The organism is Hahella ganghwensis DSM 17046 (assembly GCF_000376785.1).
Classification (GTDB): domain Bacteria; phylum Pseudomonadota; class Gammaproteobacteria; order Pseudomonadales; family Oleiphilaceae; genus Hahella; species Hahella ganghwensis.
In genome coordinates this window covers 24,879-50,892 of record NZ_AQXX01000106.1, presented here as the reverse complement: position 1 = coordinate 50,892, position 26,014 = coordinate 24,879, and the positions used below count along the sequence as shown (strand labels likewise).

26 protein-coding genes are annotated in these 26,014 nt (G+C 49.8%); 13 read left to right on the top strand and 13 right to left on the bottom strand.

Annotated features, from left to right (window positions below; translation table 11 throughout):
* Nucleotides 1-44 precede the first annotated feature (44 nt).
* Nucleotides 45-1,367: a signal recognition particle-docking protein FtsY gene (ftsY, locus tag F566_RS0111195; RefSeq protein WP_020407078.1), complete on the bottom strand. Its 1,323-nt coding sequence runs from the start codon at nucleotides 1,365-1,367 to the stop codon at nucleotides 45-47.
* Nucleotides 1,368-1,556: 189 nt separating this feature from the next.
* Here ftsY and rsmD point away from each other — a divergent pair, with 189 nt between their 5' ends.
* A complete protein-coding gene (gene rsmD / locus F566_RS0111190; RefSeq protein ID WP_020407077.1) occupies nucleotides 1,557-2,141 on the top strand; it encodes a 16S rRNA (guanine(966)-N(2))-methyltransferase RsmD in 585 nt (194 codons plus the stop codon).
* Nucleotides 2,142-2,243: 102 nt separating this feature from the next.
* Here the strand turns inward: rsmD and F566_RS0111185 are convergent, their stop codons facing one another.
* Complete coding sequence (locus F566_RS0111185) at nucleotides 2,244-3,440, bottom strand: DesA family fatty acid desaturase (RefSeq protein ID WP_020407076.1); 1,197 nt, start codon at nucleotides 3,438-3,440, stop codon at nucleotides 2,244-2,246.
* Nucleotides 3,441-3,820: 380 nt separating this feature from the next.
* On the opposite strand from F566_RS0111185, the gene mutM reads away from it, so the two are divergent.
* Both mutM and F566_RS0111175 read left to right on the top strand, forming a co-directional pair.
* Nucleotides 3,821-4,639, top strand: a complete 819-nt coding sequence (gene mutM, locus F566_RS0111180) for a bifunctional DNA-formamidopyrimidine glycosylase/DNA-(apurinic or apyrimidinic site) lyase (protein ID WP_020407075.1) — start codon at nucleotides 3,821-3,823, stop codon at nucleotides 4,637-4,639.
* A gap of 154 nt (nucleotides 4,640-4,793) precedes the next feature.
* Complete coding sequence (locus F566_RS0111175) at nucleotides 4,794-5,129, top strand: hypothetical protein (RefSeq protein ID WP_020407074.1); 336 nt, start codon at nucleotides 4,794-4,796, stop codon at nucleotides 5,127-5,129.
* 87 nt (nucleotides 5,130-5,216) lie between these two features.
* On the opposite strand, the gene cysQ is transcribed toward F566_RS0111175, so the two are convergent.
* On the bottom strand, nucleotides 5,217-6,053 hold the full coding sequence (cysQ, locus tag F566_RS0111170; RefSeq protein ID WP_020407073.1) for a 3'(2'),5'-bisphosphate nucleotidase CysQ: 837 nt from the start codon (nucleotides 6,051-6,053) through the stop codon (nucleotides 5,217-5,219).
* Nucleotides 6,054-6,253: 200 nt separating this feature from the next.
* Between cysQ and yrfG the strand changes: the two genes are divergently transcribed.
* The 4 genes from yrfG (at nucleotide 6,254) to F566_RS0111150 (ending at nucleotide 10,173) form a co-directional block, all read left to right on the top strand.
* Entirely contained in the window at nucleotides 6,254-6,934 is a 681-nt protein-coding gene (gene yrfG / locus F566_RS0111165; protein ID WP_020407072.1) for a GMP/IMP nucleotidase, read from the top strand.
* A 48-nt stretch (nucleotides 6,935-6,982) separates the two neighbouring features.
* The gene (gene hslR / locus F566_RS0111160; RefSeq protein ID WP_020407071.1) at nucleotides 6,983-7,399 is read left to right on the top strand and encodes a ribosome-associated heat shock protein Hsp15; all 417 of its coding nucleotides are present in this window, start codon (nucleotides 6,983-6,985) and stop codon (nucleotides 7,397-7,399) included.
* Between the two features lie 94 nt (nucleotides 7,400-7,493).
* Nucleotides 7,494-8,351, top strand: a complete 858-nt coding sequence (gene hslO / locus F566_RS0111155; protein WP_020407070.1) for an Hsp33 family molecular chaperone HslO — start codon at nucleotides 7,494-7,496, stop codon at nucleotides 8,349-8,351.
* Nucleotides 8,352-8,637: 286 nt separating this feature from the next.
* Entirely contained in the window at nucleotides 8,638-10,173 is a 1,536-nt protein-coding gene (locus F566_RS0111150; RefSeq protein WP_020407069.1) for a phosphoenolpyruvate carboxykinase, read from the top strand.
* Nucleotides 10,174-10,247: 74 nt separating this feature from the next.
* On the opposite strand, the gene F566_RS0111145 is transcribed toward F566_RS0111150, so the two are convergent.
* Both F566_RS0111145 and F566_RS0111140 read right to left on the bottom strand, forming a co-directional pair.
* A complete protein-coding gene (locus F566_RS0111145; RefSeq protein ID WP_020407068.1) occupies nucleotides 10,248-12,332 on the bottom strand; it encodes a TRAP transporter large permease subunit in 2,085 nt (694 codons plus the stop codon).
* A 118-nt stretch (nucleotides 12,333-12,450) separates the two neighbouring features.
* Nucleotides 12,451-13,464, bottom strand: a complete 1,014-nt coding sequence (locus F566_RS0111140; RefSeq protein ID WP_245555226.1) for a hypothetical protein — start codon at nucleotides 13,462-13,464, stop codon at nucleotides 12,451-12,453.
* 441 nt (nucleotides 13,465-13,905) lie between these two features.
* Here F566_RS0111140 and F566_RS0111135 point away from each other — a divergent pair, with 441 nt between their 5' ends.
* Nucleotides 13,906-14,187 (top strand): HU family DNA-binding protein, encoded by a 282-nt coding sequence (locus tag F566_RS0111135; RefSeq protein WP_483788246.1) that lies wholly within the window; start codon nucleotides 13,906-13,908, stop codon nucleotides 14,185-14,187.
* Between the two features lie 64 nt (nucleotides 14,188-14,251).
* Here the strand turns inward: F566_RS0111135 and F566_RS35410 are convergent, their stop codons facing one another.
* The 8 genes from F566_RS35410 to gshB all read right to left on the bottom strand — a co-directional run bounded on the left by F566_RS35410 (nucleotide 14,252) and on the right by gshB (nucleotide 20,824).
* A complete protein-coding gene (locus tag F566_RS35410) occupies nucleotides 14,252-14,656 on the bottom strand; it encodes a ComEA family DNA-binding protein (RefSeq protein WP_020407065.1) in 405 nt (134 codons plus the stop codon).
* Nucleotides 14,657-14,680: 24 nt separating this feature from the next.
* Nucleotides 14,681-15,973: a dihydroorotase gene (locus F566_RS0111125; RefSeq protein ID WP_020407064.1), complete on the bottom strand. Its 1,293-nt coding sequence runs from the start codon at nucleotides 15,971-15,973 to the stop codon at nucleotides 14,681-14,683.
* Nucleotides 15,970-16,974 carry an aspartate carbamoyltransferase catalytic subunit gene (locus F566_RS0111120; protein ID WP_020407063.1) on the bottom strand — a complete coding sequence of 335 codons (1,005 nt, stop codon included), beginning with the start codon at nucleotides 16,972-16,974 and terminating at the stop codon, nucleotides 15,970-15,972. Before F566_RS0111120 ends, F566_RS0111125 begins: the two co-directional genes overlap by 4 nt.
* Before the next feature lie 93 nt (nucleotides 16,975-17,067).
* Complete coding sequence (pyrR, locus tag F566_RS0111115) at nucleotides 17,068-17,580, bottom strand: bifunctional pyr operon transcriptional regulator/uracil phosphoribosyltransferase PyrR (protein ID WP_020407062.1); 513 nt, start codon at nucleotides 17,578-17,580, stop codon at nucleotides 17,068-17,070.
* 8 nt (nucleotides 17,581-17,588) lie between these two features.
* Entirely contained in the window at nucleotides 17,589-18,023 is a 435-nt protein-coding gene (ruvX, locus tag F566_RS0111110; RefSeq protein ID WP_020407061.1) for a Holliday junction resolvase RuvX, read from the bottom strand.
* Nucleotides 18,024-18,052: 29 nt separating this feature from the next.
* Nucleotides 18,053-18,610, bottom strand: a complete 558-nt coding sequence (locus tag F566_RS0111105; RefSeq protein ID WP_020407060.1) for a YqgE/AlgH family protein — start codon at nucleotides 18,608-18,610, stop codon at nucleotides 18,053-18,055.
* A gap of 153 nt (nucleotides 18,611-18,763) precedes the next feature.
* Nucleotides 18,764-19,666, bottom strand: coding sequence for an energy transducer TonB (locus F566_RS0111100; protein ID WP_020407059.1), 903 nt, complete (start codon nucleotides 19,664-19,666; stop codon nucleotides 18,764-18,766).
* Nucleotides 19,667-19,873: 207 nt separating this feature from the next.
* Nucleotides 19,874-20,824, bottom strand: coding sequence for a glutathione synthase (gshB, locus tag F566_RS0111095; RefSeq protein ID WP_020407058.1), 951 nt, complete (start codon nucleotides 20,822-20,824; stop codon nucleotides 19,874-19,876).
* A 604-nt stretch (nucleotides 20,825-21,428) separates the two neighbouring features.
* Between gshB and pilG the strand changes: the two genes are divergently transcribed.
* The 5 genes from pilG to F566_RS0111070 all read left to right on the top strand — a co-directional run bounded on the left by pilG (nucleotide 21,429) and on the right by F566_RS0111070 (nucleotide 26,004).
* Nucleotides 21,429-21,815 (top strand): twitching motility response regulator PilG, encoded by a 387-nt coding sequence (gene pilG, locus F566_RS0111090; protein ID WP_020407057.1) that lies wholly within the window; start codon nucleotides 21,429-21,431, stop codon nucleotides 21,813-21,815.
* Between the two features lie 59 nt (nucleotides 21,816-21,874).
* Entirely contained in the window at nucleotides 21,875-22,237 is a 363-nt protein-coding gene (gene pilH, locus F566_RS0111085) for a twitching motility response regulator PilH (protein WP_020407056.1), read from the top strand.
* 80 nt (nucleotides 22,238-22,317) lie between these two features.
* The gene (locus F566_RS0111080; RefSeq protein ID WP_020407055.1) at nucleotides 22,318-22,860 is read left to right on the top strand and encodes a chemotaxis protein CheW; all 543 of its coding nucleotides are present in this window, start codon (nucleotides 22,318-22,320) and stop codon (nucleotides 22,858-22,860) included.
* A gap of 84 nt (nucleotides 22,861-22,944) precedes the next feature.
* Nucleotides 22,945-25,041 (top strand): methyl-accepting chemotaxis protein, encoded by a 2,097-nt coding sequence (locus tag F566_RS0111075; protein WP_026179926.1) that lies wholly within the window; start codon nucleotides 22,945-22,947, stop codon nucleotides 25,039-25,041.
* A gap of 69 nt (nucleotides 25,042-25,110) precedes the next feature.
* On the top strand, nucleotides 25,111-26,004 hold the full coding sequence (locus F566_RS0111070) for a CheR family methyltransferase (RefSeq protein WP_020407053.1): 894 nt from the start codon (nucleotides 25,111-25,113) through the stop codon (nucleotides 26,002-26,004).
* Nucleotides 26,005-26,014 lie beyond the last annotated feature (10 nt).

Below are 26,014 nucleotides of genomic sequence, written 5' to 3'. Positions count from 1 at the left end.
GATCGGAAGGATCATCCCGCAAAACCCCACTTCACTAGTGCTGTTTAAACATCGAACAAAGCGTCAACAAAATCTTTCGCCGCAAACGGACGCAAATCCTCAATTCCCTCGCCCACACCGATGTAGCGAATTGGCAACTGATGCTGTTTGGCAATAGCGAAAAGGATACCGCCTTTGGCTGTGCCATCCAGTTTGGTAATCGCAATACCGCTGACGCCAACGGCCTGACGGAACAATTGCGCCTGACTTAGAGCATTCTGTCCGGTCCCGGCATCAAGCACCAGGAGTACCTCATGAGGAGCATCCTCATCTTGCTTCTTAATGACACGAACCACTTTTTCCAGTTCAGCCATCAGGTTTTCTTTGTTTTGCAGACGACCCGCTGTGTCGGCTATGACCACATCCACACCGCGGGACTTGGCCGCCTGAACAGCATCAAATATGACAGATGCGCTGTCAGCACCAGTATGTTGGGCAACAACAGGCACATCATTGCGCTCCCCCCACACCTGTAATTGCTCCACGGCTGCTGCACGGAAAGTATCACCGGCCGCCAGCATGACAGATTTACCCTGCTGTTTGAAACGGTTGGCCAGTTTCCCTATCGTGGTCGTTTTCCCTACACCGTTAACACCCACAACCAAGATCACATATGGAGATCTTTCCTCCAGTAGCAGTTCTCCGGTACAGGGCTCGAGTAGTGCAGCCAACTCCGCCTTAAGTGCAGTATGGAGAGCTTCTGCATCCTTTAGCTCCTTGCGGGCCATCTTTTCCGTGATAGAACTGATGATCTGAGTGGTCGCTTCAATGCCAACATCTGCGGTCAGCAGCAGCGTTTCGATTTCCTCCAGCAGTTCATCATCAATAGTCTTGGCCCCGGCAAACAGACTGGCCAGATTTTCAGTCAGCTGGGTGCGCGTCTTGCCTAATCCACTTTTGACACGTGCAAACCAACTGGCCTTTTTCTCCTCTTCTGTTTCTGTCGGTGCCACTTCGGCAACAGGCGCCAAATCTACGGGTGCTGAAACCTCTTCCGGCTCCGCTTTTGCCTCTACGACCTCTGGCACAGGCTCGCTGACGGCTTCCGCTTCGGCTACTTCGCGGACGGGCTCGGCTTCATCGATCGCTGGCTCTGATGTCGCTTCCGGTGCGACTTCTGCTACCGGCTCCGAAGACTTATCAAGGTCCTTTTCTGCCAAACGATCCCGATTAACGGGATGAATCGACGGTGATTGCTGGCTTTCGGGCTTTAACTCAAAAGAAACAGGTTTCGGCCGCGAGCTTTTACGCTTGATGCCATCCCATATCCAAGCAAGAGCCAGAGCGCCAAGTAGAAAATAAAAGACAGTACTGATCATAGAATCCATAGTGAATCCAAAGGGTAATAATAAGCAGGATTGCGAGCAGTCAGGCTACAAAGGTTTCGGCGGTGAAACTACAGAATTTGCCGAGTCCAGAGAAAAACACCTTCAAAGAGGCCACCTAACCGCGCTACGATGGGCGCCTATTCTATCCCTGAACAATGATCCAACCCAACCCCGAATCGAATAATTCCCATGAGAAAAACGAGCAAGCCCCAAACTGAACAGGGAACCCTGCGCATCATCGGCGGCCGACACAGAGGCCGAAAGCTGCAGTTTCCAGCCCTCGAAGGCGTTCGCCCCACTCCAGACAGAGTACGAGAAACACTTTTCAACTGGCTGACAGCATACCTTCCAGGTTCACGATGTCTCGATGTTTTCGCTGGCAGCGGCGCATTGGGATTGGAAGCTATTTCCAGGGATGCCCGAGAAGTCTGGTTTGTTGACTCCGCGACCGACATCGTGACAGCACTTAAAAACCATTTGACGACATTGCGTGAAGAAAACGCCCGAGTTATTCACGCAGATGCATTAAAATGGTTGAAAAGCTCCCTCCCCGATCAACCTTTTGACATCGTTTTCCTAGACCCTCCTTTCAACAAGGGACTATTGAAGGAAACCTGTGAACTGCTGGAAGATAACAACTTCCTAAAACCGGGCAGCCGTATTTATATTGAGGCGGAATCATCTCTCTCCAGCTTACCCTTACCGCCCAATTGGCAAACCATCAGGCAAAAGCAGGCTGGACAGGTCCAATATCACTTATGTGTGCGCGGATAGAAACAATTGCGTGAATCGACAGTATCTTTACCATAAAAAAAGCGGGCTTAAACCCGCTTTTTACAACAAACCTTTTTGATCAGGCTATCTTGACCGGACTATCTAGGCTCTTGCCATAGCCGGTGCTGGAGCCAGCGAGAAGGTTTTCAGCCAAGCCGAAAATTCTTCCAAAGACTTTACGCCACTTTGCTCTGCCTGGTGACACCACTCAATCAGCTCGTGCAACTTATCCTGATACCTAATGCCGGGCTGGCGGCGCCACAATGCCTGTAGCTCCTTACTTTTTTCGTAAATCACCTTCAGCATTTCATGCTTTTCCAGTACAGCCTCCAATTGCTCTTTTTCTCCTGGAGCAATCAACGACTCTTCTCGGTACATGAGTTTTTTCACACGCTTGAGCATGGAAGACTCACTCTTACAGTTCTGCGCCTTCTGCTGTTCCTTAAGGATGGGCTGCAGAACACGTTTACGATACTGAACCATCACCTGAAAACGATTGTTGGCAATCGCCATCAACGTATCTAAATCCAACATGGCCTTTCCCGGCACCTGATGAGCAATTGGACCAACACGCTTGGGCTTGGCAAGACGGAAAAACTCAAACAGCTTAATCCAGAACCAACCGATATCGAACTCCCATTTCTTTACCGAAAGCTTCGGTGAATTCGGGTAGGTATGATGGTTATTATGCAGCTCTTCACCGCCGATAATCAGTCCCCAGGGGACCAGATTACGAGCATTATCAGTACATTCAAAGTTACGGTATCCCCAATGATGGCCAATGCCGTTAATGACCCCTGCTGCGAAGAAAGGTATCCAGATCATCTGTACAGCCCAGACGGTAATCCCCAGTACACCAAATAACAGGAGATCGATGACCGCCATGATGCTGATGCCCAGCCAGTTCTTCATATAAACATTGTGCTCCAGCCAGTCTTCGGGACAACGTTGGCCGTAGCGTTCCAGAGTCTCAGGAGTTGCAGCCTCGCGGTATAGCTCAGCGCCACGCCACATAACGGTATTGAACCCTTTCTGGACAGGAGAATGTGGATCTTCAGCAGTTTCACATTTGGCATGATGCTTCCGGTGGATGGCCGTCCACTCTTTAGTGACCATGCCGGTAGTCAGCCATAGCCAGAAACGGAAGAAGTGGGCCAATGCGGGATGCAGATCCACGGAATTATGAGCTGAGTGACGGTGAAGGTAGACCGTGACACTGACGATGGTTATCTGGGTCAGCACGAGGGTAACGACAACGATTTGCCAAGCCGATAACTGCAGCAGGCCTTCATACCACATTAATGATCTCTCCGGTTGTAGCTGTTGTAGTCTGCTAGCGGGATTTTCCCACTATGTTGTTTATCCTGCCCCAGTAACGGATTCTGTCGTTATTATTGTTACCCGTTATCATCTGATACTACATTGACACCTCACTGATATTTAGCCGGGGCAGCTTGCATGAGGCATCTAAAATTTCAGCGTACAAGTGTACGCTAAAATGATGGTTTGCGCATATGAAAAATGTAACTTTGCACGTGATTTTGTGACCTTCACACATAAGAATCTGTCAGCCTTCGCAAACCAAAACATAGGCCATCCCACTGGCAGTGGGCCCTACTCAGGACCATGAATGACAGATAAAATACCGCCTTTACCAAGAACTACTACTGAGAAAAATCGTGCCGGAACTACCTGAAGTTGAAACCACCCGAAAAGGTATTGAGCCACACATTATTAACAAGAAGATCAGAGAAGTTAGGGTTTACCAACCTCACCTGCGCTGGCCTGTGCCCAACAACCTTAACGAGCAGCTTTCTGGCCTGAAAGTATTAGCCGTCGAGCGCCGAGCAAAGTATATATTGATCCGTTTTTTATCATGCTCTCTGATCATCCATCTTGGGATGTCTGGAAGCTTGCGGATATTAAACGACAATGAACCCAAGCTAAAACATGACCACATCGACGTGGACTTCACCGACGGCACACGGCTGCGCTTTAACGATCCTCGCAGATTTGGCTGTTTTCTGCCGATCACCGGGCAAACAGACTCTTCACATCCACTGCTGGCCAATCTCGGCCCTGAACCTCTGGGAGAGTCATTTAACGGTGACTATCTGCACCGTTTATCAAGAGGGCGCCGTTCTTCCATTAAGACTTTCGTCATGGATCAGGCGATCGTCGTTGGCGTTGGGAATATCTATGCCAACGAAGCCTTGTTCAAGGCAGGTATCAGCCCAGCCAGGGCTGCGGGACAGATTAGCCTTAAACGCTACAGAGTCCTGGCCGAAGAAATTAAGACAGTACTCAAGGCAGCAATCAACATGGGAGGGACAACCCTAAGAGATTTTGTCGGAGGAGACGGAAAACCCGGTTACTTCCAGCAGACACTTATGGTCTATGGGCGTGGAGGGGAGCCTTGCCTAACCTGCAAAAAAATTCTGAAGGAAATTCGACTTGGACAACGATCTACGGTTTACTGCACAAATTGTCAGAAATAGATCACAAAACAGACAATTTATTGCCAATTGGATTAGGCCTTGGTCTATAAAATACAAATATTTACGGAAAACTTCTGATTCTTTTTAGAAACTTCTCAATTCCCTGTTATATTTATAGGATCAGTGGAAAAGATTTTGTTGGGAGAACTCACCCATGCGCCAGTCGCTCTTACGTTGGATTAGTATTGTTACCGCCGTGATGGCCCTGACCCTGCCAACAGCAGGTTACAGTCAGACCATCGAAGAAAAGCCAAGTGCTCTCGCAATGACCGGTGACGCCATTTTTGCCCGCCCCGTCCTTTTCGGCATGACTGTCGTTGGTGCAGCGGTTTATGTGGTTTCCCTGCCTTTCTCAGCGTTGGGAGGCAATATGCAGGAAGCTGGCGAAATTCTGGTGATGGGTCCAGCCAAAGCCACTTTTGTGCGCTGCCTGGGATGTACCCGCGTAGGTAAAAAAGAAGAAGTAGTGGTTCTGGAAGAAGAATATTGATACCAAGGCCTCTGCATTCTCTTTGCTAGAGGCCGACTACCAACAAAAAAGGCACCCAATGGTGCCTTTTTTGTTGGTTCCCGCTATTTACTCTTTCAGCAGAGACTGCCAGATTTCGTTTGTCTCTCCCAGAGCATGGAAGAACGGGTTCAGTATGGATTCCTTCTGATTGTACTCAAGCGATGCCAGTTCAGTATCAACCATCACACCACCAGCCCCTAACAACACGGCATGCGCTGCCGCAGTATCCCATTCTGAAGTGGGTGCCAGTCGGGGATACCAGTCAGCCTTACCTTCAGCCACCAGACAGATTTTCAAAGAGCTGCCGATGCTCTGGAGATCCACCTCGGAAAACACTTGCTGAGCTTTTTCCAGCATTCCCTGTAAAGCTTCTCCTCCATGGCGGCGACTAGCCACAACCACGACCTTGCCTTCGGGGTTGAGACGACGACGACTGATTGTCTCAACTTTGTCGCTCTCCTCCAGAAAGGCTTCATGCTGACCATCATGGCTCCAGCCATAGTAAAGCTTTTCCTTCACCGGGACATAAACCCACCCAGCAACAGGCCGACCACTTTCAATCAAAGCAATATTGACCGTGAATTCCCCATTGCGGTTAATGAACTCCTTGGTACCGTCCAGCGGATCAACCAGCCAGTAACGCTGCCATTGACGGCGGATTTCATAGTCCTGTAAATCGGATTCTTCTGAAAGCACCGGAATGCTGCTGTCAAGCTCACGCAGCCCCTCTACGATGATCTTGTGGGCACGCTGATCGGCAATGGTCAAAGGAGAGTCATCATCTTTGGTCATTACTTCGACGCCTTCAGCCGCAGAGTAGACCTCCAATATTGCATCTCCAGCCCGGTGCATAATGGCTCTCAGGGATTGGTGGTATTGTGCAGGGATTCCATTTTCTGGCATTGGTTTAACCTAAATTGTTTAAAAACCGGGAAATTCGGATCGTTCGATTACCTGGCGACACCTCATTTGACGAACGAGGCGGTATCGCCGAAGAACGTAAGGCGGTAAAATCCCATAAACAGGCTTGAAAAGCAAAAACCAGATTCGGCTTCTGCCGGTAATAAATACTCACAAAGGTAATCGAAGGCTAACCACCACGAATGATCAATTGGCGAGAAATCAAAACCGTCCTCCTTGATATGGATGGAACTTTGCTTGATCTGCACTTTGACAACTACTTCTGGCTGGAACACCTGCCGCGCAGATTTGCAGAGCTCAACGATATCCCCGAAACCGAAGCGCAATCTTCACTCATGCAAAAAACTGAGGCTCAGCAGGGGCACCTCAACTGGTATTGTCTTGACTACTGGAGTCAGGAGCTTTCCCTGGACATCACCGCCCTGAAACGGGAAATAAAGCATCTGATCAAGTTTAGACCACATGTAGAGAGCTTTCTTGAGGAACTTCAGGCCACTGATCACCGGGTGGTTCTGGTCACTAATGCCCACCGGGGTAGCCTCGACCTTAAGCTTGAACAGGTTCATCTGGCCAAATATCTGGACAGAATCATCAGCTCCCATGATTTCAAACTGCCAAAAGAGAACCCGGACTTTTGGCGCCATGTGCAGGAGATTGAGCCCTTTGACCCGGAAACAACACTATTGATCGATGACAGTGAGCCTGTATTGCGCTCTGCGAAAGCGTTTGGCATTAAGCATTTATTGACAATTTTACTCCCCGACAGCCAAAAGCCTCGCCGTAACAGGCAGGACGCGGACCAGGATATCAAAGAGATTGATCACTTTAACGAGATCTTTCCCAGCAACGATAAACGGATCTAAGTGCTGCTATGTATCATCCACTCTTAATACAGAACCTACAGGCGTTGAATGACAGATAATTCAGCCAAAGAAGAACATAAAATCCGCTTGGACAAGTGGCTTTGGGCCGCACGCTTCTTCAAAACCCGCTCCCTGGCAAAAGATGCCATTGACGGCGGAAAAGTACACTACAACGGCTCGCGAACCAAACCCGGTCGCGCAGTGGATTTAGGTGCTGAAATAAAGATTCGTCAGGGTTGGAGCGAGAAAGTCGTCAAAGTCTTGGGGCTTTCAGAGCGTCGTGGCCCGGCTCCTGAAGCGCAAAAGCTTTATGAGGAAACTCAGGAAAGCATAAAGCATCGGGAAGAAATAGCCTGGCAACGCAAGCAGCTGCAAACAGCACAATTGCCGCCCCCCAGGCGACCAACCAAAAAACAACGCCGTCAGATTCACCGCTTCAAGGAAAGCTCGGATCAGTCCGGGTAATCAGCAAAGACAGATTGCAATGGAAATAACCTGACATCATCAACCTACATGGGGATTAATCCGCATGTCATTCGACATTTAACGTTGGCCGAACATGAGCACAGACAACCTCAAACGATTTATCTTTGATAACCTCAATATCCGTGGCGAGCTCGTCGTATTGGGAAAAACCACGCAGGACATGTTCAGCAAGCATCAATACCCTGCAGAAATCAAACAATTGCTGGGCCAGTTGGCCTGTAGCAGTCTGTTATTGAGCGCTACCCTGAAAATCCAGGGAAGTATCAGTATTCAGGCGTCCGGATCAGGTCCGGTCACAGCTATCATGGCGGAAGCCACGCATAAGAGAACCTGTCGAGGTATCGCGCGCTACAATGCTCCCCCTGAAGGAGAAAGCCTGAAAGCCATCCTGGGCAATCAGGCCACTCTCGTGATGACGATCACGCCTGTAAAGGGTCAGAGATATCAGGGTATCGTAGAGCTTACGCAGGATAATCTGGCGGGCTGCATCGAGGATTACTTTGCCCATTCGGAACAATTGGCCACCAGACTCTGGTTGTTCCAGACAGATGAAGTGTGGGGTGGCCTGTTATTGCAACAGCTTCCTCACCAACAGGATACTGAGCAGCATCAGGAAGACTGGGAACGAGTATGCGCGCTGGCAGCAACCCTGACTGCAGAAGAACTGCTGGGTCTTGAGGCAGAAACCGTTCTGCACCGTCTCTTCCATGAAGAAACTGTCAGAGTGCTGGAAGACGAGCCCACGGCATTCTGGTGCAGCTGTTCTGAGGAGCGAACCCTGGAAGTGATAAAGTCCCTTGGACAAGAGGAAGTTTTTTCTATCCTCGACGAAGTAGGAAAAATCGATATCGATTGCCAGTTTTGCTACCAGCACTATAGTTTTGAAAGGGAACGGATTGAGCAATTATTTGCCGATCCAACCGTTCACTAGAGCTCAGTAACCATCCAGCCTACGGAAAACACCTTACCCTGGCTAGCCAAAGGTCTATTTCGGTATTTAGGGATTGAATGTCAGCCCCAGTATCGGGAAGCTATATAAATAAAATTCATGAATAGTGGCTATTATTCTTAAGCCTGCTTAAAAGATCGTCTTTTAAGCAGGCTTCTGGCATAATGGCGCCCCACTTTTTACCAACACAGCCTCGCCAGCCATCGATAAAACTAATTAAACAATTGGCGATGTCTGTACTTATGATTGCGAATGAGGGCAGGTCGAAGTGAGCCATACATACACAGATCTCAGTCCAGCTCAGTTGGTTGAGCTGGCAATACAACATGGTGAAGGAAGGGTGGCCGATAATGGCTCTCTTGTTGTCACCACAGGTAAGCGGACCGGGCGCTCGCCCATGGACCGTTTTATCGTCCAGGAACCCAGTACCGCAGACGCGATTCACTGGGGCCCGATTAACAGACCTTTTGATGCAGACAAGTTCGATGCGCTCTGGGAACGGGTGGAAGACTACATCGCAGAACGCGATCGCTTTGTCTCCAACCTTCACGTCGGCGCAGATCCCGATCATTATCTCCCCATCAAGGTGACCACTGAAACAGCCTGGCATAATCTGTTCGGCCGCAACCTGTTCATCAAACCGGAACGCTACAACGCCTCTGATAAACAGGAATGGCAGATCCTGAATGCACCGCATTTCGTCTGTGACCCTGAACGCGATGGCACCAATAGTGACGGCACTGTTATCATCAATTTTGCCCGTCGCAAAGTGCTTCTGGCAGGCATGCAATATGCCGGCGAAATGAAAAAAGCCATGTTCTCTGTGCAGAACTTCCTTCTGCCGGAAAAAGACGTCCTGCCAATGCACTGCTCCGCCAACGTTGGCGAAGATGGACAAACCTGCCTGTTCTTCGGCTTGTCGGGTACCGGTAAGACCACTCTGTCAGCCGACCAGTCCCGATATCTTATTGGAGATGATGAGCATGGCTGGGGCCGGGGTACCGTCTTTAACATTGAAGGCGGCTGCTACGCCAAGTGTATCGATCTGAGCAAGGAAAACGAACCGGTCATCTGGGACGCCATTCGCTTCGGCGCCATTGTTGAGAACGTCATGATCGATGACGAGACCCGGCAACCAGACTACACAGATGTGTCTCTGACTGAGAACTCACGCTGCGCCTACCCTCTTGAACACGTTGAAAAACGAGTACCGGAGAATCGCGCTGGAGAGCCTTCTGCCATCGTCTTCCTGACCTGTGATATGACCGGGGTTCTGCCTCCCGTATCCATACTGAGCAAAGAAGCGGCTGCCTATCACTTCCTGAGTGGGTATACCGCTCTGGTGGGAAGCACTGAAATGGGCTCAGGCTCCAAACTGAAGTCTACTTTCTCTACCTGCTTTGGGGCGCCATTCTTCCCTCGCCCTGCCGGCGTGTACGCAGAATTGTTAATGAAGCGTATGGAAGAATTCGGCAGCAAAGTTTATCTGGTCAACACCGGATGGACTGGCGGTTCTTACGGAGAAGGCAAGCGTTTCAGTATTCCGACCACCCGCGCAGTTATTTCTGCCATTCAAAGTGGCGCTTTGGTTGACGCTGAAGTTGAACATCTGGACCTTCTGAACCTTGATGTTCCCAAATCTGTCGCAGGTGTGGACACAGTATTACTGAATCCACGTAACACCTGGGCTGATAAAGCAGCTTACGATGCAAAAGCAAAAGACCTGATCGGTCAGTTTGTCGAAAACTTCAAAAAGTTTGATGTATCTGAAGCCATTGTGAACGCAGGCCCTAAGCTCGCATAAACATCTAAGTGAGCTTCAAAACAACGAAAGGCGACTCTCCTCAGAGTCGCCTTTTTTATTTTGCCTGAATACCCTTATCGATAACCAACCATCAACGGCACAAACGCCACCAATAACAAAGCTGTTCCCATCACAATCAAAGGCATGATGATACGCTCGTGGCGCTGATAGAAAGTGCCTCCCTCCTGCTGAGCCAGACGCACTTCCTCTTCCCCGATGACCTGTCGCGTCAACAGGTGATTTAGCGCAACCGGCGGACTCAGGTATCCCAATTCAAATGCAACCAGAGTCACCATCCAGAAATGCACCGGGTCGATCCCATTCTGATAAGCCACCTTGGCTATCGTAATACTGACCAGAATCACCGCGCCGTAGGGATCCATCACCATGCCGATGATGACCAGGATACCAACCAACAAGGCCATTACCGTCCACACACTGGTAAAGCTTTGCGGAAACATCTCCATTAACCCTGAACGTTCAATGACTCCCCCAATACTGACGGAGAGCCCCATCAGGAATAGCAGCGCACCAATATGGGTCGTGGTCTCATTTGTCGCCACTCTGAGCGCCCGCTCCACACCACCATTTGAGGCAGACTCTCCTCCCTGTTGTTTTTTCCTGGTGAAATGTTCGTAAACCAGGATAGACAGCATCATTACCGGCAATATCCTGGCAGCACTGAACTCATTCAATGAGACATCCAGAGCATAGCGATAGAACAAAGTAACGGCTGTAATGACGATCACATAAGGAATCAGCGGACGACAGGCCTGAAGCATTGCTGGAAACGCCTCCCCTGCAGGCGCCAGATTAAAGGACGATTGCCGGTTCAGGGTCAGCCCGACCAAGGCGAACAAAGACACAGTTAACAGCAGTACATACTGCCCCCAGCCAAACAGTTGATCCGTGGTGACTTCGCGATTGAGATAAGCAATGATGACGACCAACAGACAGGGACGCAGCACAACCCCCAAGCTTCCGGACATTGCCGTCGCAGCCAACGCCAATTGACGTCGCGCTCCGGCACGACGAAGCTCCATATAGATGACTGAGCCTGCGGCGATAACAAAGATACCGGACCCCCCAGTATAAGCCGTTGGAATCGCAGCAATTGCTATCGCGGCCACTGCCAGCAGCTCGGGCGGCATCTTCCATGGCTGAAAGATCTTGAACACCAACTCCGCAAGGCGTGTTTCCTTGAGCATCATCCCAATCCACACGTAGAGACCAACGTTCAAAAACATGTCGGACAAATCCATCATCTTATCGAGATAGATCCCAACGCCGGCGACATGCTGCCCCAGCGTGAAGTAGGTGCCAGATATCAGACACATCGTCGTGTAAAGTGGAACACTCAATAAAGCATGACCCAGTCTGCCTCCCGGTTTCGCGTCTGCGGGTATATTCAATACCTGCCATGCACTCACCAAAGTCAAAAAGCCAAACCCGATTATCCACAGGTAGTGCAGCACATCTTTTTCCAGTGCCACTTCTCCGCCATGGGCGTGAGTCAGCTTTAAAAATGAGAACGAAGACAAAAACAGGAATCCATTGGCCACCATCTGTAAAAACGCAGATAACCGATGGTCCAGCCGGGTTTCCATAGGACGCATGGAAATGTGATGGCGGGTGAAGGTAGCCGTTGCAGCACAAGTGATGACCAAAAGCGCAAGAATAAAACGTTGCGAGGTAAGACCAAAAGCGATGAGCTCACCGATGAAGAGCTCCACACTGCGGAAAGCTCTCAGCCCAGGTGTAATGCGATCTTTGGTGTTCTCATACTTGGCAAATTTTTCCTGACAGGCAGTCTGGGCATTCAGCAGCGAGGCTCTCAGAATCTCAGGATCGACCGGATCAGCCTCAAACAGATCAAAATCGTCTACCTCCTGCGACTGAGCCTCAACCAACCTGGCGAGCTCCTGATCAACATCAATGCTGGGATTACATTCCGGTACAACGGGATCAGTCCTCAGCTCGTAGTATCCATCCCATCCATACTGCCCAAGCTTGAGAATCTTGTTATGAATATCACTGCTGGTACTGAATATGACAACGGACAGCAAAAGCAAACATGCTGGTAACGATGACAACCATTCTCTGGCTGTACGTCCGGCGACCCTTTGAGGTGCAACTGAATATGAATTAACGCCTTCCACGATTAAACATCCACTCCGGCGGGCGCCAGGTCTATGCCTGACATCATACGACCTGCCCCTGATTTCAATTTATTAGTTTTATAATTTGACGGTGAGTCTATATCTCTCCCACCGTAGTTCAGAGAATATCGTCCAGGTCGATGGTATCTGCCGCTGACGCTTTCTGATCGTCCCAGAATGTTCCCAGCCCTCCGATAGGCGTCCGATATCCTTTCGCATCAGTCCACATACGGTCCGACATTGCCATTAGCAGCGTTGTAGAGAGCTCATCGAGCAGCTTGTAATCTGGGTTCGCATCCTTCTTTTTCTTGGCTTTAACATGGTCTCGAATCACTTGCTTGACGTTTTCCGTATCGCCTTTACCGAAGTAAGCCAAAGCCTGGAATACATGTGCCAGCCTGACACCGGCTCGCTCACCTTTCTTCGCTGCCATTTTCAACCGCTTCATGGCATCTTCGCCCTGAGGTTCAGCCCCAGGTAACATAGCCCATATAGTGGCACGTAGGGCCATAGGGACTCCCCACCAGCGATCATCATCAACGCAGGTCGCTGCCCGTTCCACTTTCGCGGCGATATTCTTTGGCACACCCAAGCCGGAGGTTGACGTGATCTCGTTGTTGAGAGCCTGAAGCCCCGACACCATTCCCATCATCCAGATAAACTCATCAAGCTCTTCATCCAGATCAGGGCACTCACCACCCGGCTCACCATAGGCAGCAACAAGATGTTGGTAGGCAATATAGTTTCGCTTGGCCGCGACAACATTGAGCCGTTTCTGGGCGATAAGAGCATCTTCGGCTTCATTGGCATTCTGGCCCTTGATAGCCCGCATGTAGCGCAATTCTTCCTCCCAGGACATCGCCTCCGCACAAAGTCCGGCGGAACCATAGGTAATCACTGCCAGCTTGTGGGGTTCGTCGCGTACACGCCCAAACGACATCAGCATAGGAGTCAGAGCTTCTGACATAGCACAGTTAATGCCCATGTCTTCTGTTCCCAGGGTAAAAGGCACCTGATGATCCGAGGCGAAATTAACCATCACATCCCCCGTTGTCTTGTACATCATATGCTGAACGGCTCCACAGGCTGACAGCCCGGTTACCACAAGACCAACGAACATTGTCTTTATCATGGAAGACACAGATGCCCGCCTAATTCTGTGCACAATCACAGAAACCTCCCGGTTGCTTCGCTTTATCCAGTCTTTCAGGCTCTTAGAATTTTTTACCCCAGGTAGCAGGGCTTTTTTGAGCCAGATGTTTTAGTTATGACGAAGGATTATCTCGAAAACCCCGGGGCTTTTGTGAGATGAAATACACAAAGCGCAACAATCAACACACAAAAAGCAATTATAAGTTGCATTATTTAACAGGCGTTTCTTGCATTGGTGATCAATTCCAGATTCTCAAAAAGTGCCCGGTTTCGAGTTGACAGCCCCGCTATTGGCACTATAACTAGAATGTTGCCTTTCTCTCTGAGGCAGCAAAAAAGCAGACAAAACAATTAGTGCCATCCTGGGACGAATGTCGCTTTTTGTCCCGAGGAATCAGCAAAACCTCTCAAGCATCAGGAGATAACAATGCGCAAACCGGAACTGGCCGAAGCCATTGCAGTCAAAGTGGGTCTATCCAAAGCAAAAGCCACAGAAGTGATAAACGCACTGACAGACGAGATCACGGACGCGATCTCAAGAAACGACTCTGTATCCCTCATCGGATTTGGAACATTTTCACAACGGGAGAGAAGTGCCCGAACAGGTAAAAACCCTCAGACCGGAGCCAGCATCAAAATACCTGCCAGCAGGAGCGTCGGCTTTAAACCTGGAAAAGCACTGAAAGACGCCGTCAATAAGTAACAGCTCAGGGTTTGGAAATGGCAGGCAGCAACACCGTAAAAACGCTGCCTGCGATTCTGCAGACTTAAATTTCTACCAGATCTTTGATTTCAGAAATCATCTCGGACGAAATTCCCTGTACCCGCGATAACTCCTCTACAGAACCATACGGACGGCCATCAACAATTCTCTGCGCCATCGCACGCCCGATCTTGGGAAGATGGGTCAAGGCATTCGCGGAGGAAGTATTGAGATTAACTTTTTGTCCTGACGACCCAGAAATATCTTCCGCCTGACTTGAACCAGGTGCTGCAGATGAAGCTCCCAAAGAGGCTTTTAATAAGTCATTCATCTCATCAAGACGCTTTTCCAGCGCAACGATTTCGTACTGTAACGCGGTCTGTTTATCCAGTGCATCAGCAGTATTACGTGAGATGCTCCACAACAACCAGATTGCAACAAGTAGTACCAAGAAGCCGATAAATCCCATTCCTGTTCTCCGTTTTGCCTTTTATCAGATGTCGTTCTCAGCTGAATAAACTATAGCGCCATCCAATATCGTGTAAAGCGAACGTCCTGGCAGAGACTTGCCTAGAGAGGGTGTATTCTTACCCCGTGAAACCAAGCTTCCCTCTGAAACCGTCCAGCGAGACTCTGAGTCAATCACGGCGATATCGCCGGCCGCGCCTGACTCGAGCGTCCCGGCTTCAATGCCAAGCACTGCCGCAGGCCCGGTCGTCAAAGCACGAATTGCTGCCGCCTGATCCAACTCACCGCCACCAATCAACTCAACGATATGGGAACAAAGCAACTCAGCCTGACTCATACCGGAAGCCGTTTCCGCGAAAGGCGCTTGCTTCGCGGCGCTTTCATGTGGCTCATGATTCGAGCAGATGGCATCTATCACACCACTGTTCACACCATCCAACAGAGCTTGCCTATCGTTCTCACTGCGCAAAGGAGGCTCAACATGAAACATGGGGTTATATCCGGAAATTACCGAATCGGTATATAAAAGGTTAGCAATAGCCACATCTGCCGTCACTTTCAGACCACGGGCTTTCGCCTCCGCGATCATTGAAACACTCCGGGCACAGGAAATCTGTGAGAAGTGCACCTGCGCCTCAGTTTCCTCAGCCAGGATCAGCCATTGAGCTACAGATAAAACCTCAGCAATAGTGGGAATACCAACAAGCCCCAACTTACTTGCAATTGCCCCGTCATGAGCACAACCATCTTTCGCCAAAGCCGAATCCTGGGGGCACACAAATGCCAGGATGTCCTGAGAACAAGCGTACTCCAGACAGCGCTTCAACACCTGATTATTGCGAAAAGGATGACGCATATTGGTCACAGCAACACAACCAGCCTGCTTGAGAGCATACATTTCACTGAGCTGCTCACCTTTTAGCCCCTTGGTCATCGCTCCAATTGGCAGAACTTTGGCTTTGGCTGCTCCCAGAGCCTGATCAAAAATCAGATTGGTCACTGGCGCACTGTCATTTACAGGTGATGTTGACGGCGGCGTACAGAGCGTGGTGAAGCCTCCGCGAGCTGCAGCAGCGCACTCACTGGCGATGGTTGCTTTATGCTCCAGACCGGGTTGTCGCAGCGTATGGCTCAAATCAATAAATCCAGCACTGACCCAATGTCCCACAGCATCAATGACTTGATCCGGTGTAAAGTCCTGAGGAATATCCCCAGCAGCCAGAATTCGCCCATCGGCCACCGCAATATCCGCAACCTGATCACATAACGGCCCCGGACTGACAATTCGCCCACCTTTGATTAACAGACGTGAACTCATATCACCTCCTCATCTGCAGCAAGTTCAGCTATCTGTCCACTCATGGCCATCGACAGCACTGCCATGCGCACCGCAATACCATTGGTCACCTCATTCAGTATCACCGACTGAGGTCCGTCCGCAACAGCTGAGTCAATCTCAACACCACGATTAATGGGCCCTGGGTGCATGACAATGGCGTCAGGCTTAGCCAACTTCAGCTTTTTCTCGGAGAGCCCATACAGCCTGAAAAACTCGCTCTCACTGGGCAACAGCGCTCCCTCCATTCGCTCCTTCTGCAATCGCAGCATAATCACAACATCCACCCCTTCAAGGCCCTGACTCATATCGTTGAATACCTTGACCCCAAAGCTTTCTACATCAACCGGCAGCAATGTATCAGGTGCGATGACTCTCACTTCCCTGGCGCCAAGCACATTCAGAGCCCGTATCTGAGAGCGGGCCACTCGCGAATGCAGAATATCTCCGACAATGGCCACCGTCAGTCCATTAAACTGCCCCTTATGCTGGCGGATTGTCAGCATATCGAGCATTGCCTGAGTAGGATGAGCATGCCGCCCGTCTCCAGCGTTAATTACTGATACTCTGGGAGTGACCGACTCCGCAATGAAGTGGGGAGCTCCACTCTGGGCATGGCGCACGACGAACATATCAACCGCCATGGCTTCCAGGTTCTGCAGCATATCCGATAAAGATTCACCCTTGCTGGTAGCTGAGGTGCTGATATTAATATTCAAAACATCTGCAGATAGACGCTTTGCCGCCAGTTCGAACGTTGTACGGGTTCGCGTACTGGCTTCAAAGAAGAGGTTGGCGACCGTTTTACCTCTCAGTAACGGTACTTTTTTGATTGAACGACTTCCCACTTCTATAAAGGTATCAGCGGTATCCAGAATATCGGTGAGATGCTGGCAGCTGAGTCCATCAATAGTGAGGAAATGTCGAAGTTGATCAAATCGGTTTAATTGCAATACAGGTGTGTGTTCGTCGAGTTCTGGCATGTATTAACTCTAGGCTTTGCTGTTTGATCTGATTTTATTAGAGGCTTCTTAGAGATCTGAGTCACCACAGATCCAGGGTAACAACCGGACCGATCAGGATTGACCTTTTTTTCTGAGTTCCACCTGCAGGGGATCCGGACCTACCAGTTTTACCCGTTCATCAGACTCCAGATGAGCCTGGTGGCCGATGACATCGGGCTGTATCGGGAGTTCCCGGGCACCGACATCTATCAGTGCCGCCAATACGATGCTGGCCGGCCGACCATAATCGAATAGTTCATTCATAGCCGCCCGAATGGTTCGGCCGCTCATGATAACATCATCCACTAAGATTAGGTGCCGATTTTCCGTCTCTATCGGCAGGGATGAGGCCTTTACACTGGGGTTCAGCCCGATCCGAGTAAAGTCGTCACGGTAAAATGAAATATCCAGTTCACCCACCGCGTCAGCCAACTCCAGATGTTCCTGCAACCGCTTCGCGATCCAGACACCACCGGTTCTGATACCTACAATGACAGGATTATCTATTTGCCGTTTGGCGATCATGGTCTTCAATTCAGCCGCCATGGTCGCAACAGTATTCTCTACATGAATAATTGAGGTCATTCCGATCCTTATTCAGACTTTTGTAACGGGGAATCCGTCGAGGCAAACCAATGCTCGATAATTAGAACTGCAGCAATGGAATCTACAGCGTACTGGCCAAAGTCCTGATGTCCGTAGCGATCCTTTACCAATTGCTTAGCTTCAAAGCTGGTCAATCTTTCGTCAACCAGGACAATCGGAACACCGAAACGGCCATGTATTCGATTGGCAAACTTTCGTGCCCTTCGAGCCATATCGCTGTCAGTTCCATCCATATTGGACGGTTCACCAACCAGCACTCGGGCTGGTTGCCACTCATCAATCAATCTGGCAATGACATTCCAGTCAGGAATGCCGTCTCGGGCAGGTATTTCCGGCAAGGGGGAAGCGGTCCCTGTTATGGACTGTCCACTGGCAACGCCGATCCTTTTTAAACCGAAATCAAATCCTAAAACTGTGGTCATGAATCAGCGAACACCTTTTTCCAACAACTTCAAGCGTGCCCGGAATGGGTACTCAGCCGGTTATAGTCTATGCCAATAAGGCCCAGCGCAGAAGCCACTTTCTGGGCATCAGGAGTATGAAAGAGTATCTCTGCATTGGCCGGGCAGGTTATCCAGAAATTATTCGCAATTTCCTTCTCAAGCTGCCCAGCCCCCCATCCAGCATATCCAAGAGCAACCAGGCTGGAATTCGGGCCATGCCCTTCTGCCATTGCCTGTAATATATCCTTGGAGGTGGTAATACATATATCCGAGCTTATGGCCATGGAGGACTGCCAACCTCCCAGAGGCGAATGCAATACGAACCCTCTTTCGTTCTGGACAGGGCCGCCACTGTAGACGGGAGTAGGCAACTCATCACCTTCAATATCCAGTTGCTCCAACATATCACTGATGCAGATTTCCAGCGGGCGATTAATGACAATCCCCATAGCTCCTTCATCATTATGATCACAGATGTAACTGATAGTCCCTTCGAAGTTGGGGTCTTTTAGGTGAGGCATCGCAATCAAAAACTGATTACGAAGGGTAGACATGGACTCAGTCATGAGGAAACTTCCTCTTGAAACACCGATTGGTGTCTATAAGCATAAACCACTTGTAGGGGGTGCGGCAAAGTCAGATTCGAATTGTTAACACAATTTTCGACTCGCCCCGATACCAACACTCCAGGACACGGCAGTATGCAGCAGCTATAGCAATCAATAACTGGAAATACGCCGATCAAAATCAAATGTCCGGATAATTTCAAAAATATCAGCTTCTTTGCGCATCGCTTCTGTGAATGGGGCAAAGGGTTCCGCCAGACGAATAATCCTGACAACCGCATCATCGAGAATCTTGTAACCCGAACTCTCCAATATTGATATTTCGAGCACCCGGCCATCTGGCTGGATCTTCACAGCCACGCGCACCTGGCCGTGCAATTCGCGACGCCTGGCTTCATCCGGATAGTTGAGATTTCCGACACGCTCCACCTTTCTGCGCCAATTATCCATATAAAAGGCACTACTGGACTGACGTGCAGATACCGCTGTCAGCCTGGTCACCCTTGGACGCTTGGCATAGGCGTTCTGCTGCTCGGCAAGCTTTGCCTCTAGGCTGGCGATCTCAATACTTCTCTGCAACAACGAACGTTTTTGTGGCTTCTCTTCAGCTGGCGTTTCCTTTTCTGTTTTACCGGTAGGCGCAACATCTTTTGGGGACTGATCTGTCGTGACGACGACGTCCTTGGCCTGACGCTCCTTTTTGGTCGCAACCGTATCAGGCTCAACCTGAGCCACTTTACGCGCCTCAGTGTCACGAAAATCAGCTTTTTCTATTGTGGTCAACTCAGACTTTTCTTCTAAAGTACCACTTCCCTTCTGATTAGTTTGAGCCACGAAATCAGCATCTTCCGGCTCTTCCTGATCATCATACTGGGCCAGAGTCACCTCGACTGTGCGAGGCGCCGGTTGCCTTTCTTCTATTGCGAATGACACACCGAAGACAATCGTGGCATGTAAAGCCAATGCCATAAAAATGGTGAATCCCAGCCTGTCTCCGGCAGAAACCTTAGATGCCCCGCGGCTTAACTCCTCAGGGTAGCCTTCCTCTATCGCCATACCTTATCTACCGTTTCCCTGGAATTATTAAAACAGCGTTTCGGCTAACAGCGAACTTCTTCCTATACAAGACCCAATCTGCCGCCGACATTTCCGGAAATACCCTTTCCGGCAGCGCTCCGCCACAATGTTTCAACTCGTGCATTTTATACCAAACAACTCTCACGATAATTCAATTGCAAATTCAGGGACCCTGCTGAATCCCTGTTATTTACCCGCTTTCTTTTCCAGGAAATCCATCAACTGGCCCGCAATATCCAAACCAAACTGCTTATCCAGCTCCCTAATACAGGTAGGGCTGGTGACATTGATTTCTGTCAGATAATCGCCAATGACATCCAGACCCACGAAGTATAGCCCTTTCTCTTTCAGGACTGGCGCTACACGCTCGCATATTTCACGATCCCTTTCAGTCAGCGGCCTGCCCTCTCCTCGACCACCTGCCGCCAGATTGCCACGATTCTCCCCTTGTGATGGAATGCGGGCCAAGGCGTAAGGAACAGGTTCTCCGTCAATCAACAGAATACGCTTGTCACCATCTTTGATTTCCGGCAGATAGCGTTGCGCCATGATTTGCCTGCGGCCATTGTCTGTCAGAGTTTCCAGAATCACTCCCAGATTCGAGTCGCCACTTTTGACTCTGAAGATTGAACGCCCCCCCATACCATCAAGAGGCTTGTAGATCACATCCTGCTGCTCAGCGAAAAAACGCCGCAATCTATCGTTGTCCCGACTGACCAATACAGGAGGGCAGAGATCAGCAAATTGGGTGGCAAACAGTTTTTCATTGCAATCTCTCAAACTCTGGGTTTTGTTCACTACCAGAGTTCCACGACGCTCAGCTGCCTCCATGATATGTGTGGCAAAAATAAACTCGCTGTCGACTGGCGGGTCTTTCCTCATCAGAATAATATCGAGCGAATCCAGTGCTTCTGTAAATTCACCCGTCATTTCAAACCAGTTCTGAGGGTCGTCAGCCACTTTAAGTGAACGCATTCGGGCATAGGGCAAACCTTGATCCAGGTACAGATCCCCCTGCTCCATGTAAAAGATTTGCCAGCCCTTTCGCTGCGCGGCCAGCAACATAGCCAGAGTGCTGTCTTTCTTGACATTGATGGAGGAAATCGGGTCCATCACCACACCAATTTTAATACTCATACCTTCACACCCAACACTCTTTAATGCTGAACAATTATTCGCCACAAACGTTTCATCATACCGAGATGCTAACGAGTACGTTTATAGGGCATAAGACTTATTACCATCGCACTAGCAAATTATCGATATGAACAATGGGCGCTAATAATGCCATGAAGGAGGCAGATTTCCCATATCTGTACTATTCTCCAAAATACTGGGAAAACAATACTTAACGCAGTTTGTCTTCCGTCACCTTGAACTGCGATAATGACCTGTTTTTCTTTTATAATGCTGCAAATCATGGAGGTTGCCGGTGAGACACTGAGCATTGTGGATCTGATCAACAATCCACCATTAATTATGTGTCATCTATCGGAAGTAAGCCGGCGCCGTGGTGTCGGTGACATTTATACACAAAGATTTTCTTTGTCTATTTACGGACATGCACTATAAATAGTATTTACATATAGATTGCGTTGTAATTCTATGTTAAAAAAGGCCATTAACTTGCCTACTGCCACTTTCCAACGCAACCAAAGCCAGCCAAATATTGACTGAATTACAACCATTACTACTAACCAAAACTATTACAAGGTGACCTTTATATCAGGGCCGTATTGAGATGGAAGATAACTTTGAGAACCTCAAGATCATGGTCATTGACGATAGCAAGACGATTCGTCGAACGGCCGAGACTTTGCTGAAGAAAGTCGGTTGTACCGTTATCACTGCAACGGATGGCTTCGATGCCTTAGCAAAGATTGCTGACTCACACCCGGATATCATCTTCGTGGACATCATGATGCCGCGCCTTGATGGGTATCAGACTTGCGCACTAATCAAGAACAATAGCGCATTTAAAAGCACGCCTGTCATTATGCTGTCCAGTAAGGATGGCTTGTTCGATAAGGCCAAAGGCCGAATCGTTGGCTCCGATCAGTATCTAACCAAACCGTTCAGCAAGGACGAGTTGCTGGGCACTATTCGGAACCACGTTGCGAACAAATAGCATCGATTAAATAAGCTAAACTAGGACTACAAGCTTATCATTCTTTTGTTGGGGGAATTATGGCTCGCATACTGATTGTAGATGACTCGCCTACTGAAGTACGAAAAATCAGCAGCATTCTTGAGAAACACAAGCATGAAATATTGACCGCTGACAATGGCGCTGACGGCGTAGCTTTGGCTCGCGCCGAAAAGCCGGACCTTGTCCTGATGGATGTGGTCATGCCTGGCCTGAACGGTTTTCAGGCTACTCGTCAGCTTACCCGTGGTGAGGATACTGCCAATATCCCGGTAGTGATTGTCACTACCAAGGATCAGGAAACCGACCGTGTTTGGGGCACAAGACAAGGTGCCAAAGGTTACCTGGTAAAACCGGTTAACGAAGGAGATTTGATCAAAACGATCAATGATCTTATCGGTTAATTGACGACCTTTCGGTATTCACTAGTTAGAAAAGCATCGGAGACGTCCAAGATTGTCATCCGAAGGAGCCGCCATAAGTCATGCCAACAAAGACAGACCCGTTTAGCGTTCTTGTCGACATAGAGAACAAAAGCCGGGCCTTAGCTGAGGGTCTACCCGCCCAGGAAGATGTCATCGAGTTATGGAATGGCATCGGTTTTTCGCTGGCTGGCCACAAGTTTGTGGCCGCGATGGGTGAAGTGGTAGAGATACTTCCTGTTCCACGCTTTACACAAATACCTGGTGTTAAAGGCTGGATGGAAGGCATTGCCAATGTCCGGGGACGGTTGTTGCCCATCATGGACCTGTCGGAATTCTTTGGCCTGGATCACAAAACCAGAAGTACCCGCGACCGGCGGGTTCTGGTCATTGAGAAAGGTGATATATTCAGCGGCCTGATTGTCGACGGTGTACTGGGCATGCAGTACTTCCCAGTTGACAGTTTTCAGGAAGGCAAATCTGACGTTCCTGATAAAATTCAAGACTTTGTCAGCGGCTACTATGCCCGAAGCCAGGACCGCTGGAACGTGTTCAATACCGACAATCTGATCGATAACCCGAATTTTTTAAACGTGGCGCAGTGATCGCTGCGCAGTGATTACGGCGCCTGTAACCTGCGTCTGCTACGCTTAACAGGTACGAGTTGAAACGGCTGGGGAGCCATAGCAATGATATCAAAAGCTGGAAAATCAACATCCGGACAGGGGACTACAAACCCGCTACAGATGGCCATGTATGGCATCGTAGTGGTCGCGGTTATCGCCCTGCTCTATGTAATATTTACGGTAAACCTGGATGCAAGCCGGGATAAGACCTACATCAGTTACGCATCGGAGCTGAGGGTACTTTCCCAGGAGATTGCAAAAAACTCATCGGAAGCGGCTGATGGTAAGGGCGAAGCCTTTAACCAGTTACGTCGTTCACGTGATGACTTCCAGGGCCTGTGGGATGTTCTGGACAAGGGGAATCCCGAACAGAACCTGCCTCCAGTTGAAATGGTACAAATGTCCAACGTTGGAACCCTGTGGGAAGAAGTACGGGCCAACGCTGACCAGATCCTGAACTCCAAAGATACCGTACTGGGCCTTCACCAGGTTGCCATCACCCTCAACGACACTATCCCCCAGCTGCAGGTTGAATATGATGATGTTGTTCAGATTCTTCTGGAAAATGATGCTCCCGCTGACCAGGTCGCGGTTGCTCAGCGTCAGGCTCTGCTGGCGGAACGTATTGTACGTAGTGTTAACAAAGTATTGGCTGGTGGCGAAGACGCTGTAACAGCTGCTGACCGTTTCGGACGGGACGTAAACCTCTTCGGACGGGTACTCAACGGCATGGTGGAAGGTAACCAGGTCATGGGTATCAGTAAGGTAGAAGACGAAGACGCGATCTTCGGCCTGGAAGCCATCGCCGAGCTTTTCGAATTCGTTAACGAAAACGTCGACACCATTCTGGAAACTTCCCCTGAACTCTTCCGGGTACGGGAAGCTGCCAACAACATCTTTGAAAAATCCCAGTCTCTGCTGTCTGAAACATCAGAACTGAACAACACCTTCCAGACTCAGGCCGAAACCCGGATCGTCAGTGACGAATTGGGCTACCTGTTGCTGTTCGTGATTATCGTCGCCATCGGTATTATCGGTGTCGTGGGTAACCAGGAATCGAAAAAACGGTATGAGAAAGAGGCTTCCCAGAACGAACAGAACCAGAACGCGATCCTGCGTCTGCTTGACGAACTTGCCGACCTCGCAGATGGTGACCTGACCACAGAGGCAACGGTAACCGAGGACTTCACCGGTGCGATCGCCGACTCCATCAACTTCGCGATCGACCAAATGCGTCAGCTGGTAACCTCCATTAACGAAACTGCGGTACGGGTTGCAGGCGCTGCCCAGGAAACCCAGGCCACGGCCATGCACCTTGCCGATGCTTCCGAGCACCAGGCGCAGGAAATTGCCGGAGCTTCTGCTGCGATCAACGAAATGGCGGTCTCTATCGACCAGGTATCTTCTAACGCTGCCGAATCAGCAGCGGTTGCGGAGCGGTCGGTTGCGATCGCGAAGAAAGGTGCCGAAATCGTACAGTCTACTATTCGCGGGATGGACAACATCCGTGAACAGATCCAGGAAACGTCCAAACGGATCAAGCGTCTGGGTGAATCATCCCAGGAGATCGGTGACATCGTATCCTTGATTAACGACATTGCCGACCAAACCAACATCCTGTCTCTTAACGCTGCGATCCAGGCATCTATGGCCGGTGACGCAGGTCGGGGCTTCGCGGTTGTTGCGGACGAGGTACAGCGCCTTGCGGAACGTTCCTCTGCTGCAACCAAGCAGATTGAAGCACTGGTAAAAACCATCCAGACAGATACCAACGAAGCGGTAATCTCAATGGAACAAACCACCGCCGAGGTGGTACGTGGAGCACGATTCGCCCAGGACGCTGGTGTAGCCCTGGAAGAAATCGAGAACGTATCGAAAAACCTTGCGGACTTGATCCAGAACATTTCAAACGCTGCACGTCAGCAGTCTTCTTCCGCAGGTCACATTTCCAATACGATGAACGTCATCCAGGAAATCACCTCGCAGACATCTGCCGGTACCAACGCGACTGCGAAGTCGATCGGTAAACTTGCGGAACTGGCCAACCAGCTGCGTAATTCAGTTGCGGGCTTCAAGCTGCCTGACCAGCTTGGCCACGATATGGGCGATAGCGACGAGATTGATATCGACGACGCAGATGCTGATATGGATGCAGCTTAATCCAGCGATAGCTGGTCACCGGGGGTGATCAGGGGTTAATGCGGACCAAGATTATGTTAGGGCGCCTCCATGGCGAACAATAATGGTCAAGAGTCAGATCGACTTTGGAGCCTGAAAAGCCTGCCATCAATGGACGATAAAGAGTTCATTCGCTGGCAGGACTTGCTGGAAAAGCGGACGGGAATGAACCTCCCGCTGGAACGCAAGGTGTTTTTGCAGACAAGCCTGGGGATTCGTATGAGGGAGATAGGTTGTCCCTCATACCAGGCTTACTTCGACATGGTCGCAAAGGGCGCTAAAGCCATGGTGGAATGGACTGTCCTGGTGGACCGGTTGACAGTGCAGGAAACAAGGTTCTACAGGGATGCAGATGCCTTTAATCTCGTTAGAGACTATCTCTGCACCCGACCACCCCATGCATTAACCCAAAAAAGTATTGAGGCCTGGAGTGTCGGCTGCTCCACAGGGGAAGAACCCTACACTCTGGCCATGATCATTGAAGAAACCCTGGAAGCTGAAAAACTGAAAGGGTATTACGGCGTCACCGGCACTGACATCAGTATCCCGGCGCTGGCAAAAGCCCGGGCAGCGGTATATCCGGCCCGCAAACTGGTCACTTTGAGCCAGGAGCGGAAAGATAAGTATTTTAAGCAACTGTCGGACAATGAGTTTGCCGTCATGCCAAAACTGAAAGAGCGAGTTTGCTTTTCGAGGGTTAATGTTCTTGAACTGAAAGATGCTCCGATGCATGGCATGACCATTATTTTTTGTCAGAACCTGTTGATTTATTTCAAACGCTGGCGGCGTAAAGAAATTTTGAATCGCCTTGCTGAACGCCTGGTTCCCGGGGGCCTTCTGGTCCTGGGACAAGGGGAGATTGTTGATTGGCAAAGCCCTCTTCTGGAGCGCATACCCAATGACAATACACTGGCATTTATCAGGCACAACGAGCGGGATAACTAACTGGAGAAGT